Annotated in this window: 14 protein-coding genes, 1 pseudogene and 1 riboswitch; of the genes and pseudogenes, 13 read left to right on the top strand and 2 right to left on the bottom strand. The window is 41.2% G+C overall.

Features of this window, described 5'->3' with window-relative positions; translation table 11 throughout:
• Positions 1 to 113 precede the first annotated feature (113 nt).
• The 4 genes from IEW93_RS20325 (at position 114) to IEW93_RS20340 (ending at position 2,297) form a co-directional block, all read left to right on the top strand.
• Positions 114 to 647, top strand: a complete 534-nt coding sequence (locus IEW93_RS20325) for a hypothetical protein (RefSeq protein WP_188741054.1) — start codon at positions 114 to 116, stop codon at positions 645 to 647.
• Between the two features lie 5 nt (positions 648 to 652).
• Positions 653 to 994 carry a DUF3465 domain-containing protein gene (locus IEW93_RS20330; protein WP_188741055.1) on the top strand — a complete coding sequence of 114 codons (342 nt, stop codon included), beginning with the start codon at positions 653 to 655 and terminating at the stop codon, positions 992 to 994.
• 71 nt (positions 995 to 1,065) lie between these two features.
• Positions 1,066 to 1,821, top strand: coding sequence for a Clp protease/crotonase-like domain-containing protein (locus tag IEW93_RS20335; RefSeq protein ID WP_188741056.1), 756 nt, complete (start codon positions 1,066 to 1,068; stop codon positions 1,819 to 1,821).
• 5 nt (positions 1,822 to 1,826) lie between these two features.
• Positions 1,827 to 2,297, top strand: a complete 471-nt coding sequence (locus tag IEW93_RS20340; protein WP_188741057.1) for a DUF3465 domain-containing protein — start codon at positions 1,827 to 1,829, stop codon at positions 2,295 to 2,297.
• Between the two features lie 219 nt (positions 2,298 to 2,516).
• Here the strand turns inward: IEW93_RS20340 and metH are convergent, their stop codons facing one another.
• On the bottom strand, positions 2,517 to 6,233 hold the full coding sequence (gene metH / locus IEW93_RS20345) for a methionine synthase (RefSeq protein ID WP_188741058.1): 3,717 nt from the start codon (positions 6,231 to 6,233) through the stop codon (positions 2,517 to 2,519).
• A 485-nt stretch (positions 6,234 to 6,718) separates the two neighbouring features.
• Positions 6,719 to 6,835: riboswitch (cobalamin riboswitch) on the top strand.
• Positions 6,836 to 6,915: 80 nt separating this feature from the next.
• Here metH and IEW93_RS20350 point away from each other — a divergent pair.
• From IEW93_RS20350 to IEW93_RS20390, 9 genes and pseudogenes are all read left to right on the top strand, one after another.
• Positions 6,916 to 7,725, top strand: a complete 810-nt coding sequence (locus IEW93_RS20350) for an ABC transporter ATP-binding protein (RefSeq protein WP_188741059.1) — start codon at positions 6,916 to 6,918, stop codon at positions 7,723 to 7,725.
• Complete coding sequence (locus tag IEW93_RS20355) at positions 7,718 to 8,809, top strand: FecCD family ABC transporter permease (RefSeq protein WP_188741060.1); 1,092 nt, start codon at positions 7,718 to 7,720, stop codon at positions 8,807 to 8,809. The genes IEW93_RS20350 and IEW93_RS20355 overlap by 8 nt, the downstream gene beginning before the upstream one ends.
• Before the next feature lie 320 nt (positions 8,810 to 9,129).
• Positions 9,130 to 9,401 (top strand): annotated as a pseudogene (locus IEW93_RS20360) (nicotinate-nucleotide--dimethylbenzimidazole phosphoribosyltransferase).
• 9 nt (positions 9,402 to 9,410) lie between these two features.
• The gene (locus IEW93_RS20365; protein ID WP_188741061.1) at positions 9,411 to 10,196 is read left to right on the top strand and encodes an adenosylcobinamide-GDP ribazoletransferase; all 786 of its coding nucleotides are present in this window, start codon (positions 9,411 to 9,413) and stop codon (positions 10,194 to 10,196) included.
• Between the two features lie 21 nt (positions 10,197 to 10,217).
• Positions 10,218 to 10,460 carry a P-loop NTPase family protein gene (locus IEW93_RS20370; RefSeq protein WP_188741062.1) on the top strand — a complete coding sequence of 81 codons (243 nt, stop codon included), beginning with the start codon at positions 10,218 to 10,220 and terminating at the stop codon, positions 10,458 to 10,460.
• Between the two features lie 320 nt (positions 10,461 to 10,780).
• A complete protein-coding gene (gene cobO, locus IEW93_RS20375) occupies positions 10,781 to 11,419 on the top strand; it encodes a cob(I)yrinic acid a,c-diamide adenosyltransferase (protein WP_188741063.1) in 639 nt (212 codons plus the stop codon).
• Positions 11,420 to 11,630: 211 nt separating this feature from the next.
• Positions 11,631 to 12,260, top strand: a complete 630-nt coding sequence (locus IEW93_RS20380) for a TnsA endonuclease N-terminal domain-containing protein (RefSeq protein WP_188741064.1) — start codon at positions 11,631 to 11,633, stop codon at positions 12,258 to 12,260.
• Positions 12,257 to 14,095 (top strand): TnsB C-terminal domain-containing protein, encoded by a 1,839-nt coding sequence (locus IEW93_RS20385; protein WP_188741065.1) that lies wholly within the window; start codon positions 12,257 to 12,259, stop codon positions 14,093 to 14,095. The genes IEW93_RS20380 and IEW93_RS20385 overlap by 4 nt, the downstream gene beginning before the upstream one ends.
• Positions 14,095 to 15,087, top strand: coding sequence for a TniB family NTP-binding protein (locus IEW93_RS20390; RefSeq protein WP_188741066.1), 993 nt, complete (start codon positions 14,095 to 14,097; stop codon positions 15,085 to 15,087). The genes IEW93_RS20385 and IEW93_RS20390 overlap by 1 nt, the downstream gene beginning before the upstream one ends.
• A 1-nt stretch (position 15,088) precedes the next feature.
• On the opposite strand, the gene IEW93_RS20395 is transcribed toward IEW93_RS20390, so the two are convergent.
• On the bottom strand, positions 15,089 to 16,084 hold the full coding sequence (locus IEW93_RS20395; RefSeq protein WP_188741067.1) for a DEAD/DEAH box helicase: 996 nt from the start codon (positions 16,082 to 16,084) through the stop codon (positions 15,089 to 15,091).
• Between the last annotated feature and the right edge of the window lie 1,076 nt (positions 16,085 to 17,160).

A 17,160-nucleotide genomic window follows, 5' to 3' on the forward strand; every position in this document is an offset into this window, starting at 1 on the left:
AATCATCTAAGGGAAGCATCCCGATGAAACAAAAACGAGCATGGATGAAACCTGAGTATTTAGAAGAAGTGTTAAGGGCAGGATTTACCAGTTTGCTTGAAATTTAATCACTCATGCGGTCGCCCTGGCTGGTATATCAATACGAGTTAAAGGTGATTGTAGACAAAGTCTGCGCATCATCTTGTGCTAATTATATTGCTACTGCCAGTAATGATGTTATGGTCAAACAAGGTGGCCTACTAGGTTGGCATGGCGGTGCATTGCAGCCACTCTACTTATCTTTACAGCAATCCAAAAATCAAGTTGATAAATCTAACATAAAAGATGAACAATTTATTGCGAAATGGCGTCAAGCTGAACTCGACTTTTTCAACAAGGTAAAGGTGAATCAGATTGTGACGGTGATAGGCATGATGCCGGGGTTACACGATAAAAGAGACGCGCAGTTATTTAGTTATGATCAGAAAACCTTAAAGCGATTAGGCTTACACATTGCCTATGAAGGTGAGCAAGCAACCCATTCAAGTTCTGGTGAGTATGTAGTGCAAATTTTTAGTTTATCGCCTGAGGTATTAGACTTGTTGTTAATTCAACATAGTAAGATTTTAGAACAAGAAAAACTTGGCTTGTTATCACAAGGGATTTGATAATTATGAAAAAAATACTGCTCATTGGCTTAATCTGCATCGCGTTATTTGGCTATTTAGACAAAAACGCTCAAACCACACAAATAGTACAAAACATTTTCGCGGCTGATACCGTTGTCAGTGTCAGTGTCAGTGTCAGTGTCAGTGCCAGTGCCAGTAATAGCGCCTTACAAAATGCCATTGATAATCGACAAAGTAATGTTCAAGTGGCGGGTTCTGGTAATGTGATAAAAGTACTGTCAGATGATCTTAAAGGCAGTCGTCATCAGCGGTTTATTTTGAAAATTGCCAATGGTGGCACTTTACTCGTTGCCCATAATATTAATAACCGAACGGGTTATTTTTAATGTTTATCAATTTACGCTAAAGCAGTTTTTCGTGATAATTTATTTTAACTCAACATCATAATGGAATATGAATGCGTAATTTACTTGTTGTTTTACTTTTCACCTTAGCTGGATGTGCAAGCCAGCCTGAACCTTTCAGTGTGGTGATTGATCCACTCTCAGCAAACACAATTGTTTATAGTGGTGAAATCACCGCTGATAATGTCGGCTCTTTTGAACAGCTTATAACTAACAGCCCAACAAAAATAGAATCACTGATCATCAATAGTGGTGGCGGTGAAGTATTCGCAGGCATTCGATTTGGTGAGCTGGTTTATCAATACAAGTTAAAGGTGATTGTAGACAAAGTCTGCGCATCATCTTGTGCTAATTATATTGCTACTGCCAGTAATGATGTTATGGTCAAACAAGGTGGCCTACTAGGTTGGCATGGCGGTGCATTGCAGCCACTCTACTTATCTTTACAGCAATCCAAAAATCAAGTTGATAAATCTAACATAAAAGATGAACAATTTATTGCGAAATGGCGTCAAGCTGAACTCGACTTTTTCAACAAGGTAAAGGTGAATCAGATTGTGACGGTGATAGGCATGATGCCGGGGTTACACGATAAAAGAGACGCGCAGTTATTTAGTTATGATCAGAAAACCTTAAAGCGATTAGGCTTACACATTGCCTATGAAGGTGAGCAAGCAACCCATTCAAGTTCTGGTGAGTATGTAGTGCAAATTTTTAGTTTATCGCCTGAGGTATTAGACTTGTTGTTAATTCAACATAGTAAGATTTTAGAACAAGAAAAACTTGGCTTGTTATCACAAGGGATTTGATAATAATGAAAAAAATACTGCTCATTGGCTTACTCGGCATCGCGTTATTTGGCTATTTAGACAAAAACGCTCAAACCACACAAATAGTACAAAACGTTTTCGCGGCTGATACCGTTGCTAGTGCTAGTGCTAGTACTAGTGCCAGTCATAGCGCCTTACAAAGTGCCATTGATAATCGACAAAGTAATGTTCAAGTAGCGGGTTCTGGTAATGTGATAAAAGTACTGTCAGATGATCTTAAAGGCAGTCGTCATCAGCGGTTTATTTTAAAAATAGCCAGTGGTGGCACTTTACTCGTTGCCCATAATATCGATTTAGCCCCTCGCATAAATGGCCTTAATGTTGGCGATACCGTCGAGTTTTATGGTGTGTATGAGTTTAATAATAAAGGCGGGGTTATTCATTGGACTCACCACGATCCACGCGGGCAGCATATCGGTGGATGGCTGAAGCACAATGGCAGCACCTATCAATAAGCTATTGGGGTATGGGAGTTCTGTCGGGTGGGAATGTTAAACAATGCCTGCAAAAAAGACGAGTAAGTGGAGTGGCTGATAAATCATCTTGATGATGCGTTAAATGCATCATCAAGATGATAGGTGAATCAAAGTCTATTCAGGATCACTCTTTACTCAAGATCACTTTCAACAAAGAGTCACTTTTACTCAGGATCACTCTTTATTCAGGGTCACTCTTTATTCAGGATCATAGTCAAGCACTGGCGCGAGCCACTTTTCGGCTTCTGCTACTGTCATGCCTTTACGCTTAGCGTAATCTTCAACCTGATCTTTGCCGATATTAGTCACGCCAAAGTAGCGTGACTTAGGGTGGGCAAAATACCAGCCAGAAACCGCTGCGGTTGGGAACATGGCGTAGCTTTCAGTGATGTTAAGATTGATAGTTTCATCGGGTTTGAGTAAATCCCATAACAAGCCTTTTTCGGTATGATCTGGGCATGCTGGGTAACCCGGTGCTGGGCGAATACCTTTATAACGTTCACGAATTAACGCTTCGTTGTCTAAGACTTCATCGGCAGCGTAACCCCAAAACTCTTTACGAACACGTTCGTGCATGCGCTCGGCAAAGGCTTCGGCTAAACGGTCTGCTAAACATTTGAGCATAATGGCATTGTAGTCGTCGTGATTAGCTTCAAAGCGCGCTACGTGCTCGTCAATACCATGGCCTGCAGTCACCGCAAAGCCGCCCATGTAGTCGGCAACGCCTGAGTCTTTTGGCGCAACAAAGTCTGCAAGACAAAAGTTGTCGTTACCCACACGTTCAAGCTGCATGCGCAAATGGTGAGTGGTCATTTCAACTTTGGTGCGGCTTTCGTCGGTATACAGTTCAATGTCGTCATGATTAACCGTATTGGCAGGAAATAGCCCAATTACGCCTTTGGCGGTTAACCATTTCTCTTTGATGATGGTCTCTAGCATGGCTTTGCCGTCGGCAAACAGTTTACGCGCTTCTTCGCCCACGACGTTGTCGTTTAAAATTTCAGGGTAATGGCCGTGTAGTTCCCAGCTTCTAAAGAAGGGTGTCCAGTCGATGCGCTCCACTAAGTCTTCTAACGGATAGTCATCAAACACCTGACGCCCAAGTACATTAGGCGTAAATGGGGTGTAGTTTTCCCAGTCGTGTTTGCAACGGTTTTCACGAGCCGCTTCAATCGATACGATGGTTTTACGTTTGGTTTGCGACAGGCGTTTTTCACGCATAATGTCGTATTCAGCGTAGGTTTCGTCAATGGTGGCTTGGCGGGTTTCATTATTAACCAGTTTTGACACCATAGGCACAGCGCGCGAAGCATCGGCAATGTAAATGGCACCGTGTGGGTAATGTGGGGCAATTTTCACTGCGGTATGAATTTTAGAGCAGGTTGCACCGCCAATAATGGCTGGAATGGTTAAGCCTTCGCGGTGGAAGGTTTTCACGTTGTGGACCATTTCATCTAGGCTTGGGGTAATCAATCCAGACATACCAATAATGTCGATATTGTGCTCTTTTACCGCCTCGAGAATTTTCTCAACCGACACCATCACACCTAAGTCGAATACTTCAAAACCATTACACGCCAGCACCACGCCAACAATGTTTTTGCCAATATCGTGTACATCGCCTTTTACGGTAACCATCAAGATTTTGCCGTTCGATTGGCCTTCGACTTTTTCAAGTTCGATGTACGGGTTTAAATAGGCGACGGCTTTTTTCATTACCCGGGCTGATTTGACCACTTGCGGTAAGAACATTTTGCCGGCGCCAAATAAGTCGCCAACTACGTTCATGCCATCCATTAATGGCCCTTCAATCACATCAAGTGGGCGGGTGGCTTCAAGACGCGCAGCTTCGGTGTCTTCGTCGATAAATTCGGTAATGCCTTTAACCAGAGCATGAGACAGGCGCTCTTTAACGGGCCAGCTACGCCAGGCTAAGTCTTCTTTTTTGGCCACTTGCGTGCCGTCGCCGCGGTATTGCTCGGCAATGTCGAGTAACTGCTCGGTGTTGCTTGAGTCGGCCACTGGGCAAGGCAGATTAAGGACCACGTTTTCGACTTTGTCTTTTAGCTCTTTATCGATGTCATCGTAAATGGCTAATTGGCCCGCGTTAACAATCCCCATGTCCATACCTGCTTGAATTGCATGGTATAAAAACACTGCGTGAATGGCTTCACGTACTGGGTTGTTACCTCTAAACGAGAACGAAACGTTAGACACACCACCTGAAATCATTGCATGTGGCAGAGTTGCTTTGATGTCTTTGATGGACTCAATAAAGTCGACGGCATAGTTGTCGTGCTCATCAATACCGGTGGCGATAGCAAAAATGTTTGGGTCGAAAATAATGTCTTCTGGCGCAAAACCGACTACATCGACTAATAAGCGATAGGCGCGGGTACAAATGTCGGTTTTACGGGCGCGAGTGTCTGCCTGGCCTTGCTCGTCAAACGCCATCACAATCGCCGCAGCGCCATAGCGTTTCACTAATGTAGCTTGTTTAATAAAGGCTTCTTCGCCTTCTTTCATCGAAATTGAGTTAACAATCGACTTGCCTTGCACGCATTTAAGGCCAGCTTCAATGACGTCCCATTTAGATGAGTCGATCATAATCGGTACGCGAGAAATATCTGGCTCAGAGGCGATTAAGTTTAAAAACTTGGTCATCGACGCGGCGCCGTCGAGCATGCCTTCGTCCATATTGACGTCAATGATTTGCGCGCCATTTTCAACTTGCTCTCGCACTACATCGAGTGCTTCTTCAAACTTTTCTTCTTTAATTAAGCGTAAAAATTTAGCAGAGCCGGTGACGTTGGCGCGCTCGCCGACGTTCACAAATAATGAGTTTTGATCAATGGTTAATGGCTCTAATCCCGATAAACGACAAGCAACGGGGATCTCAGGTAGCGTACGCGGTGCATGGCGTAATACCGCTTCACGAATGGCACTAATGTGCGTTGGCGTGCTGCCACAACAGCCGCCGACAATATTAAGCATGCCTGCTTCTGCCCATTGAATAATGACCTCGGCCATTTCTTCTGGGGTTTCATCATAACCACCAAACTCATTAGGTAAGCCCGCATTAGGGTGGGCAGACACATAACATTCGGCAATACGTGATAACTCTTCTACATAAGGGCGCAGCTCTTTTGGACCAAGGGCGCAGTTAAGGCCAATCGATAACGGCTTAATATGACGCAGTGAGTTGTAAAAGGCTTCGGTTGTTTGGCCGGTTAATGTACGGCCTGATGCGTCGGTAATGGTACCCGAGATCATCACTGGTAAACGTTCGCCAATTTGATCAAATACGGTTTCAATGGCAAATAAAGCGGCTTTGGCGTTTAAAGTATCAAATATGGTTTCGACCATAATGATGTCTGCGCCACCTTCTATTAATGCGCTGGTTGATTCAACGTAGGCTTCCACTAATTGATCAAAGCTAATATTACGAAAGCCTGGGTCGTTTACATCTGGGCTGATTGAACAGGTGCGGTTAGTGGGGCCAAGTACCCCTGCAACATAGCGTGGGTTACCGGTTTGTGCGGCCACTTCGTCAGCTGCTTGGCGAGCGATGCGGGCACCTTCACGGTTAATTTCGGCAGACAAGGCTTGCATGTCGTAATCTGCCATGGCGATGGTGGTGGCATTAAAGGTGTTGGTTTCAATAATGTCGGCACCGCCGAGCAGGTATTTAACATGAATAGCTTTAATAAGCTCGGGCTGGCTGAGTACCAATAAATCGTTGTTACCTTTAACATCGCAATGCCAATCTTTAAAGCGCTCGCCGCGATAATCTTCTTCTTGCAACTTATGATTTTGGATCATGGTGCCCATTGCACCGTCTAAAATCACAATACGCTCTGCTAACAATGCGTTAAGTTGTTTAAGTGTTTGACTGTGAGAAGTCGATTTCGCCATAACAGTTACCTTTTTATCACTTTGTAGCAAATACCTTGTTTGAGATAAGCATACCCCCATTTTGATAAGAGTAGGGCGATAAAATCATTGTTAAGTGAAATGATTTTCTGCTAAATGATTATCTTTTGAATTGGTATTTTAGACATATAAACGTATAGACGTCCATAATACGCGAATGTAGACTCCTAGAGCAAGGCTGAATTAAATGAAGCGAGCTAAATAGCAACAGGCTGAGCTTGAACCCCATGCCATTCATGGTCACTAGATGTGTTATTTGATGGCGATGCATTGAATGCGGTGCTCAGAGATGCATTATTCGCTAACCTGGCGTTCACCTATGCTGCTATGATGTTACTTGATATTGCTTGATGTTTATTGAACAAGTCATGTTGATACAGATACTGCGCAACATGATGAAAATAATGCTCAATTCAAGGTTAGCTTTACATTGTATTGGCCTCAAACCGGGCTAATGACAGCTCCTTAATCGTTATGCAATTCAAGGTATTGGGAATTGGGATAAGCCCAAACTGTGCCCGCAACTGTAAATGAGCAATGGCTTTGCTCATAAGTCAGATACCAGCCTTGAAATGCCCTTAAAAACCATACCTAAGCGGGTGACTTAGGGGAGTGAGTATGTTGCGTTGTATTTCTATTAATCAGGCATGGCGAGGTGTGAAGCATGTCTGAATCTGTTTTAGATGTTAATCATCTTTTTTGGCAAGTTGAAGGTAAAACTATTTTAGCCGACATTCATTTTAATTTACCTCAAGGGCAAATGTTGGGGTTGATTGGGCCTAATGGGGCTGGTAAGTCGAGCTTATTACGTTGTTTATACCGTTATATATTACCCAGCGGCGGTAATATTGATTTGTTTGGTAAAGACTTAACCGCTTATTCGCCAAAGGCGTTAGCTCGCACTATTGCTGTAGTGCAACAAGACACTCCGCATTATTTTGACCTCACCACAGAGCAGTTGGTTACTATGGGACTAACGCCACATAAAGGTTTATTTGATGCAACCACCTCAGATGACAAAGCGCTCATTGAGCAGGCATTGAGTAAAGTCGGGCTAATTAAGCATGCCCATCAACCCTATGAGCAATTGTCTGGCGGTGAAAAACAACGTGCGCTTATTGCCCGCGCTATTGTTCAGCAACCTCAGATATTAATTTTAGATGAACCCACCAATCATTTAGACATTCGTTATCAAATTCAAATTTTAGAATTGGTTGCGTCACTCGGTATCAGTGTGATTGCGTCTATTCACGATTTGAACCTGGCCAGTGCCATGTGTGATAAGTTATTGCTGCTAGACAAAGGGAAATTGATTGCCAAAGGACACCCCACACAGGTGCTTACAGAACGCCAAATCAGTGATGTGTTTGGTGTTTGTTGCGAGGTTAATTCACATCCTCAACACCATAAGCCATTAATTAGTTATTTTTATGGATATCAAACCTCTAATAAAGAGGAGATAAATCATGATTAATGCTTTTCAACATCGCTATTACTATTGTGTCGGTTTTTTAATTTTCGCCACCATATTAACTCCAATCTTTGCGGCGAGTTTTGGGGCGGCTAATATTCACTTTGCAGATGTGATAAGCGTGTTTAAGTCTTTGTTTACCGCAAACGGCTTGGCCCCAAATGAGGTTAGTCCGTTAAATCAACGTATTGTATTAGAGCTGCGTTTACCGCGTATTGTGTTGGCGTTTGTCGCTGGGGCGGGATTATCGATTGCTGGCAGTGTATTGCAAACCGTAACTCGAAATCCTCTGGCCGACCCCTATTTATTTGGTATTAGCTCTGGCGCGTCATTTGGTGCGGTTTTAGTGATCTCGTTGTTTAGTCAATCAGGTTTATTGTCTCAATGGTTTGACGGAGTATTACAGGTGTCAATGTTAGGCGACAATGCATGGTGGTCATGGTCGATGCTAAGCCTTCCGTTGGGAGCATTTATCGGTGCCAGTTTATCGGTGCTTATTGTGGTTGTGTTGTCAGGCTTTGGCCGTTCTAGTCAGGTTGAGCGTATGTTGTTGTCGGGGGTGGCTACCTCATTTTTGTTTGGTGCATTAACCAGTTTGCTGCTTTACTTTTCAAGCCCACAAGCCGCTGCATCGGTACTGTTTTGGAGTTTAGGCAGCTTTGCTAAAGCCAGTTGGGCGCAATTATGGCTACCGAGTTTAACCGTGACGATAAGTTTATTGGTGATGCTGGCATTTAAGCGGCAAATTATGGCGTTGCAAGCCGGTGATGAGAGTGCACATACCCTGGGGGTAAACGTTGCTAAGCTTAGGCTAAGCATGCTGCTATTATGTTCATTAATTACAGCCGTGCTGGTGGCCAGTTGTGGTGGTATTGGTTTTGTTGGATTAATGATCCCCCATACTGTCAGGCTATTGTTTTCTGGCCGTCAGCCGATGGTATTAACCGCGGTAGTGGGCGGCTTGTTTATGGTGTGGATTGATGTTGTTGCTCGTTGTTTGTTAACAAATCAAGAATTACCCGTGGGCATTATTACGGCAGCACTTGGCAGTGTGTTCTTTTTATTTATTTTGCGTCATCGCCGCTGATTTTAGTGCCAAGGAAAATGACGAGCATGTACGACCTTTTATTCCATCTCGCGTTAATGTCTTTGTCGTCAGTTTTGTGTTTGTTTTGCAGTATTTGATTACAGAATTTACTGTCGTTAAGAGGGATTGCCACAGTGATAAATCAATGCATCTGTATTCCCGTTAAGCATTGACGATGTAATGTGAATAAAAAAGTGACAATTAATTAATCAAGCTACTAAATTGCATCGTACTAAAATTACCTTGGCAGAAGCGGTTAAAGCAAATTTGGGCAGTTTTGCAAGTGTACAAGGTTGGCGGCTGAACAAAAAATAATACTGTTGATAGCGGGTTTTATCGCTACTGCTGCGGCGTTAGTTGCGGTAAAATTAGCCCCACAATCAAGCGATTATTCAGCCTTTGCTTATGATTCTAAGATCAAGGGCGCAAAAGAATGTTACAACAACGGCAAGCAACACCTTTGCTGACGTTGGGTTTACGGCTTGGAGAGGGTAGATGGGTTGCATTAGCCTTACCCCTTATTCAGGCAACAATGAATTTTTATCATCAAATGGCCAGTGTTGCTGATGCTGGCGTTAATAATGTGGTTTAAGGGATCAAAATGTCTGGCGATATAAAATGGTTACGGCAGTTAAATTTATTTTTTGTGGCGATGAGTTTTTTTACTCGGATCCCCACACCATCTTGGGTAGTCATAGATAATGATAAATTGAATAAGGCCAGCCGATATTTTGGGTTAGTCGGTTTATTTATTGGGCTAATTTGTGCGTTAGTGTTTTGGTTAGCGCAACTCATTTTACCTGCTAGCATCGCAATTTTATTGGCCATGGTAGCTGGAGTGCTAGTGACCGGTGCATTCCATGAGGACGGCTTAGCTGACACGGCTGATGGGTTTGGCGGCGGTCATACGGTGGAAGACAAGCTGCGCATCATGAAAGATTCGCAATTGGGCAGTTATGGTGCCTTGTCATTAGGTTTGGTGTTATTGCTTAAATGGCAGTTATTGGTTGAGCTAGCGTTATACAGCCCAATGGCTGCGGTAAGTGCTCTTATTGCGGGTCATACATTAAGCCGGGTTGTAGCGTCTAGCCTGATTTTTAGTGAGCAATATGTTCGCGACGAAAATACAAGTAATCCTAAACCGATAGCACAAGGCCAACACTTAAATGATTTATTTATTTTAATCGCCAGTGGCATTTTTGTATTGCTATGGCTTAATGGTGTGGCGGCATTTGTACTGTTTATTACCTTGTGGTTGGTGCGCATTTTGTTGGGCGGTTTTTTCCGTAAACAAATTGGCGGATATACCGGTGATACATTAGGGGCTGCACAGCAAATCAGTGAAGTGTGTTGTTATTTAGTGATTTTAGCGGTGGGTTTAAACTAATGAACCATTTGGTGCTGGGCGGTGCGCGTAGTGGTAAAAAACGGTACGCTGAGCAATGTGTCGCCCAGTAAGCTGTTGTTGGGTATTGATGTGGCAACTGCAACTGCACTAGCCCCTGAAATGCCTGCACGTATTAAGCATCAGCAGGGTGTAATGCCTCGTTTGCGCAACGGGGCATTACACCAACAAGCCATCTTGATTGACTGCTTCAACTTACCTCTCTCTAACTATTTATTAGATGTCGAACTAAACAGTTGGCAGTGAAAAATCGTTATTGTTCAATGTATTGCGGGGTGAGTCTGTTGTCGTCAGTAAAATGTGGGCTCAGGCTTAGCCCCATGGGCGAATTTAGCTGCAAATGTGTTGCAAAGTCAGGCTGTTTTTCAAGCCGTTGCGCAAGAGGCTGCCAGAGTGACTTTGGTGGTTGCGGGCTTGCTTTTACATTAAAGCAATAACATTTCATTGCACTTGCACTCGATGTACACCCAATTGCACAACAATCCGATCTACGAATAGCCTTTCATGCGTATTGTTGCCTAAATAAAAGCGCACTTGGATATGAGCACACTGACAGGAACACAGATATGACAACCGATAATCAAAAAACTGAGCAAACTAAGGCAATTGATGCCACTAAAGCACAACGCCATAAAGCGCGTCAGCAAAAAGTAAAACAAGAAGTTGATGCAAAAATTGCCGCAGCACAAGATGAAAAGGGTATTTTGTTAGTGCTTACCGGTAATGGTAAGGGCAAATCGACATCGGGTTTTGGCTCCGTTGCGCGCGCGGTTGGTCATGGGCATAAAGCGGCCGTGGTGCAGTTTATCAAAGGCACCTGGGCGTGTGGCGAGCGTAATTTATTAGAAGGTGCAGGGGTTGAGTTTCATGTCATGGGCACGGGCTTTACCTGGGAAACCCAAGATAAAGAAAAAGACACCGCCGCTGCAATGGAAGCCTGGGTTGAAGCCGAAAAATTACTGAAAGATGAGACGGTTAACTTGGTACTGCTTGATGAGTTAACCTACATGGTGAGTTATCACTATATCGAGCTTGAGCGAGTATTAACGGCGTTAAAAAATCGCCCACCCATGCAGCATGTCATTATCACTGGCCGCGCTTGTCACCGCGACATTATTGAATTAGCTGATACAGTCAGCGAAATTACTCCGATAAAGCACGCGTTTAATGATGGCATTAAAGCGCAACTTGGGTTTGATTATTGATTTATTAATTGTCGCTGAACCCATACATTGACATAATACACCCATAGTTTGACAAATTTAACCCATAGTTTGACATAAAAATGGATTTTGTAATTATACTACAAAATATATATTCTTTAATATCAGTGGTTTGAGTTATTAATAACCCATAGATTGACAAATTATAAATCTTTAGTATGCTGAATGTACTTTATTTGTGGGAATTTTACTCATGTATATAAGAAGCTTACGCAAACCATCACCGAACAAAAACGTATTTAAATTTGCTAGCGCAAAAGTTAGCGAAACGATAATGTGTGAGAGTTCATTGGAGTTTGATGCGTGCTTTCATCATGAATATAATGATTGTATAAAGGTGTTTGGTAGTCAGCCTGAAGGGTTTTATTACGATTTTGAGGGCAAAAAATTGCCCTATACACCTGATTCGATAATTCACTTTATCGATGGAACGGTAAAGTTCCATGAATACAAACCTTATAGCAAAACATTCGATCCAATCTTTAGGGCTAAATTTGTAGCCAAGAAAGCAGCAGCTCAGTCCTTGGGAGCAGATCTTATTTTGGTAACAGAACGTCAAATTCGCGTAAATCCTATTCTAAACAACCTTAAAATATTGCACCGATATTCGGGTATATATGGCTTAAATACTATTCAACTTGAATTACTTGACCTTATAAGAATAACAGGCAAAATCAGTGTAAATGATGTTGCAATAAAACAATCATTACCGTTAGGTCAGGCTAGGTCATATCTTTATTCACTGATACATAAAGGATTGATTAAGGCTAATTTAAGCCAAGATGATCTCGATTGTAACCCAGCGGTATGGTGCATTGAATGATGGACTTCGAGGATGAGTTCAGTGAGTCTGAATTAGTCAAGAAGCCCGATACCCCTATTCAATATGTGAAATTAGAAGATGCTGCATTAGTCAAAAGAGACTTAGATACTTTTCCTGACTTTCTAAAAAACAAAGCGCTCGATAAATACCAGCTCATTGCCTTCATCGAAAAAACAATCACTGGTGGATGGACTCAACAAAATCTAGACCCAATCCTTGATACACTTTTTGCTACTGCTATGGAAAAACGCCCTAACTGGCGAACGTTAGTCCGTTGGCGTAAAAGCTACATTGACAGTAACGGCGATCTTGCGTCATTAGTCGCTAAGCGACATAAAATGGGCAACAGAACGAGTCGAGTTCAGGGAGATGAAGCATTTTTTGATCAAGCCCTAACGCGTTTTTTAGATGCAAAAAGACCCAGAGTGTCTACAGCATATCAATACTATAAAGACGCCATCACCATTGAGAATGAAAACATTGTTGATGGGCAAATTCCTATCATTTCTTACAAAAGCTTTAACCAAAGAATAAAGTCACTACCTCCTTATCCTGTTGCAGTGGCGCGGCATGGTAAATTCAAAGCTGATCAATGGTTTGCTTATTGCTCATCTCATATTCCACCAACGCGAATATTAGAGCGTGTAGAAATCGATCATACCCCACTTGATCTAATCCTGCTTGATGATGAGTTATCTATTCCACTAGGCAGGCCAAATTTAACCCTAGTCTTCGATGTTTGTAGTGATTGTGTTTTGGGTTTTCACTTAAGTTATCGGTCGCCTTCATATGTATCAGCAGCTAAAGCGATTGTGCATGCGATAAAGCCTAAAGATCTAGTTAATGTCGGAATAGAGCTTCAAAATGATTGGCCTTGTTATGGAAAATTTGAAAACCTCGTTGTTGATAATGGAGCTGAATTTTGGTCGAAAAGTTTAGAGCATGCCTGTAAAGAAGCTGGTATAAACATTCAATATAACCCTGTTCGTAAACCTTGGTTGAAGCCATTTGTTGAGCGCTTCTTTGGTATGATTAATCAATACTTTTTAACCGAACTCCCAGGGAAAACCTTCTCGAATATACTAGAGAAAGCAGACTACAAACCTGAAAAAGACGCCATTATGCGCTTCTCTACCTTTGTCGAAGAATTCCACCGTTGGATTGTTGATATCTATCATCAAGACTCAGACTCTCGTGATACGCGTATACCAATAAAACAGTGGCAGTATGGTTTTGATATTTATCCACCATTGCAAATGACTGCGGAAGATGAAGAACGTTTCAATGTTCTTATGCGGATCACTGATGAAAGAACATTAACCCGAAATGGTTTTAAATATGAAGAGTTGATGTATGACTCTACTGCTTTAGCAGACTATCGTAAGCATTACCCACAAACAAAAGATACCTTAAAAAAACTGATTAAAATAGATCCTGATGACTTGTCTAGTATCCATGTTTATTTAGAGGAATTAGGTGGCTATCTAAAAGTACCTTGTACCGATACCACCGGGTATACTCAGGGGTTGAGCCTGCATGAGCATAAAGTCATTAAAAAAATTAATCGTGAAATGATACGAGAAAGTAAAGATAACTTAGGTTTAGCGACAGCCCGTATGGCAATTCACACTCGAGTACAGCAAGAACAAGAAAACTTAACTGGTTCCAATAAGAAAGCTAAAATTCCTGGAATTAAGAAGAAAGCTCAATTAGCAGATATTAGTTCAACAGGTAAATCTACAATTATCCTCCCTAAAATTGAGTCTCAGAAGTCTATAAAATACAATCAACTAGAGATGGAAGATGATTGGGATATGGATTTGGAAGGTTATTGATGACTAAATTGACGCATCAACGGCACACAGCACTTAGCGAATTTGGTGATTGTTTTCTTGAGCTAGAAATTGTCACTGAAGTGTTTAAAGACTTTGACGATCTTAGATTCAATAGAGGTTACCAATCAGATCCTCAATGTATGATGCTTACTGGTGAAACTGGGTCTGGTAAAACTTCTTTGATTAAAGAATATAGGCAAAGGAACAACGGTAATAGTGGCTTTAGGCATTCAGATGTACCAGTGCTAATCACAAAGGTTCCAAGTAATAAGGGATTAGAAAATACTTTAGTACAAATATTGTCAGATTTGGGGAAGTTTGCACCTAAAAAAAAAGGATCACATAAGAAAGTCTTTCTAATCAATGAAGTAGTTGACAATTTAGTAAGGGCTAAAGTAGAGCTGCTTATAATTAATGAATTTCATGACTTGCTTAAGTTTAAAAGTTATCAACAGTGCCAGATAATCATGAGTGCACTAAAATTTATTAGTGAGGAAGCCAATATACCGATTGTATTAGTAGGGATGCCTTGGATGAAAGATTTAATTAATGATCCTGAATGGTTATCAAGACTTCGGCGCAGGAAAAACTTAGATTATTTTAGTTATTTACTTAAAAAAGATCGTGATCACTTTCGAAACATTTTAGTTGGCTTTTCGAAAAGAATGTCATTTGAAACTTGCCCAGTTTTGCATAGTAAGCAATTAAGTCGTGCACTCTTTGCTGTTTGTCGAGGGGAGTTCAGGCAACTGCGTACTTTTTTATTTGAAGCTTTTAAACTTGCCCTAGAGAATAATCATCATACCCTAGATCCCAAAATATTAGCTCAAACTTTTGATAAACTAGGCTGTGAACACTTGAGTTCGAACCCATTTACTCTAAAGTTTAAGGAAATTCCTATTCCAGTGCTATCAATTCCTTCAAGGTATAACCCAAAAGCTCTAGAAGAGAAAGATGAGATTATTCCTATAGTATTTGAATACACCTTTTAATTTAATTGGCATCAAACATCCTCACTATTTGTTCTTTGTATCCACCAAGTAAAGCCAAATTGTAAATGTTTTCTTCTTCAATATCTGAAGGTGGTTTCGCTATGCTGGTTTTTTCCGAAGCCGATAAATTAAGAAGACATAAATCAGTGTTTAGGTCTTGATTATCCTCTATTTTTCCTTCGTATTGAGAAGCTTTTAAGTCTAATGTTTGTTGTTCAGTTTTTTCAAATATCACTGAATTTTCGGGTAAATCTTGATCGATGCGATAAGCAAATTCAGTAAGGCTAGCTTCTGCTAAAGTGAATAACCAAGCCTGTTGAGCTTTATCTGAAGTAACACGTAAGATTCGACCCAATACTTGTCGGTAATGCATTTCAGTTTTTATTCGGCTTAAATGGCAGCAAACCTGTAACCTAGGCACATCAGTGCCCTCTGATATCATCCCTACACTTACAATCCATTCTGTTTGGTTGTGCCTAAACGTATTTATTATGCTAGTTGGCTGTTTTAAATGTGAAGTGACAATACTGGCTGTTTGGTGAAAATCCATCACTAAAGTTTTGTAAATCTGTTTTGCATGTTTGATTGACGATGCTACGACTAATCCTCCAGCAGAAGGATTCGATAAACGTAATTCAGCTAATTTTTCAACACTTTGCTTCAATATATAATGCATGACTTGTTGATTAGTAATTAGTGATTGAAAGCTGAATTTTGAATCTAGTAATAATTCAGATAATGATGAATAAACCTTAGTTTCATCATCATTAAATAACGAAATCTTTTCATTATCTATTAACACAATATTTGGCTCTCTGCATACTCCGTCAGCAATTGCCTCTTTCAGGCCGTAGATAAAATCACAGTGGATTGTATTATCTGGTTCTGTAAATTTTGACAATACGATAGGAGCCTTATCTGAACGCCATGGCGTACCAGAAAGAGCTAGTGTGTAGCTGAAAACCATAAAAAGCAAAACACCTGTGTCCCGGCTCAAGAGCATTGCCGGGACGACGTTAGAGTTAGGACGATATTAAAGTTAGGACCATGAGACAGTTGTTAACATGCCTTTGTCCAGAAATGCGTTAGTTCTTCCAATTACAAACAAGGTTAAATCGAAGATAGCCATACGGCGGATGTAATCGCGGCTATGACCTTCGAAAACATGGATGTTTTCGCAGAGCGCCCAGGGATGGGTTTACCGCGTGTCATAGAAGTGATTTCATTGAGTATCGTTGCCTAACATCTTATTTTTGTTTGAGTTAATAGGATGTCACTCTTTGCTTCCAGTGACAATTGCTGTTGTTTGATGTGATGTAGAACGTCGAATATACAATTGAGCCTCTTCTCATTTTATGGGCAGAGGCTTTTTTGTCGCAGAACAAAGCAACGAAATTATCAATGATTTCATTAGGGTATGTTGATTAGACATGAAATTCATTTATGCCCCGAAGTTTGTTTAGGTTATGGCTTGCGGCCACTAACGTCGTGGCGCTTCGCCCGCACAACACCAATAGGAAACCAACAGCTGCTTCCTCTTAAAAGAATAGGCCTAGCCGCTACATCAAAATTATCCAGTTGATTTGAGCAGTTTGAAAGTTGTAAATCAGAAGATAAAACAATTGGTTTGCAGTAAATTGTCAGCCAAACAGGAGGCTGTAAATAATTTTTTGTATCAGCTAATCAAAAGTTAACGACTCAGTCGGATGTTTAGTTTGCCATTTTAGAAGAAAAAAACAGAACAGGAAAAAATATGTTAACTTATTGTAAAATTTATTTTTTCATTCTTTATAATGGGCCCATTTTTTACTCATTTGCTTTTATTAGCAAAAGTTGCTAAACCGCGAGGCTGCTGGGTTTTATTAAAAAGAATTAATGAAAAACAGTACTTGCTATTTTTGTTACTAGGCTGTTTAATTGCGCCGTTCCTACCCCCGTATTATGGAGGCGTTGAGGCTGTAGAATTTCTCCAAAATAGACGTTTTTAACGTCTATTTACTAAAAAACAAGTTGGTTGTTTTTTGAGCTTGCGGTGTATCGATGCCTGTGATCTAATAGATATTATTCACCTAC

This window comes from Shewanella inventionis (assembly GCF_014641855.1).
Lineage (GTDB): Bacteria > Pseudomonadota > Gammaproteobacteria > Enterobacterales > Shewanellaceae > Shewanella > Shewanella inventionis.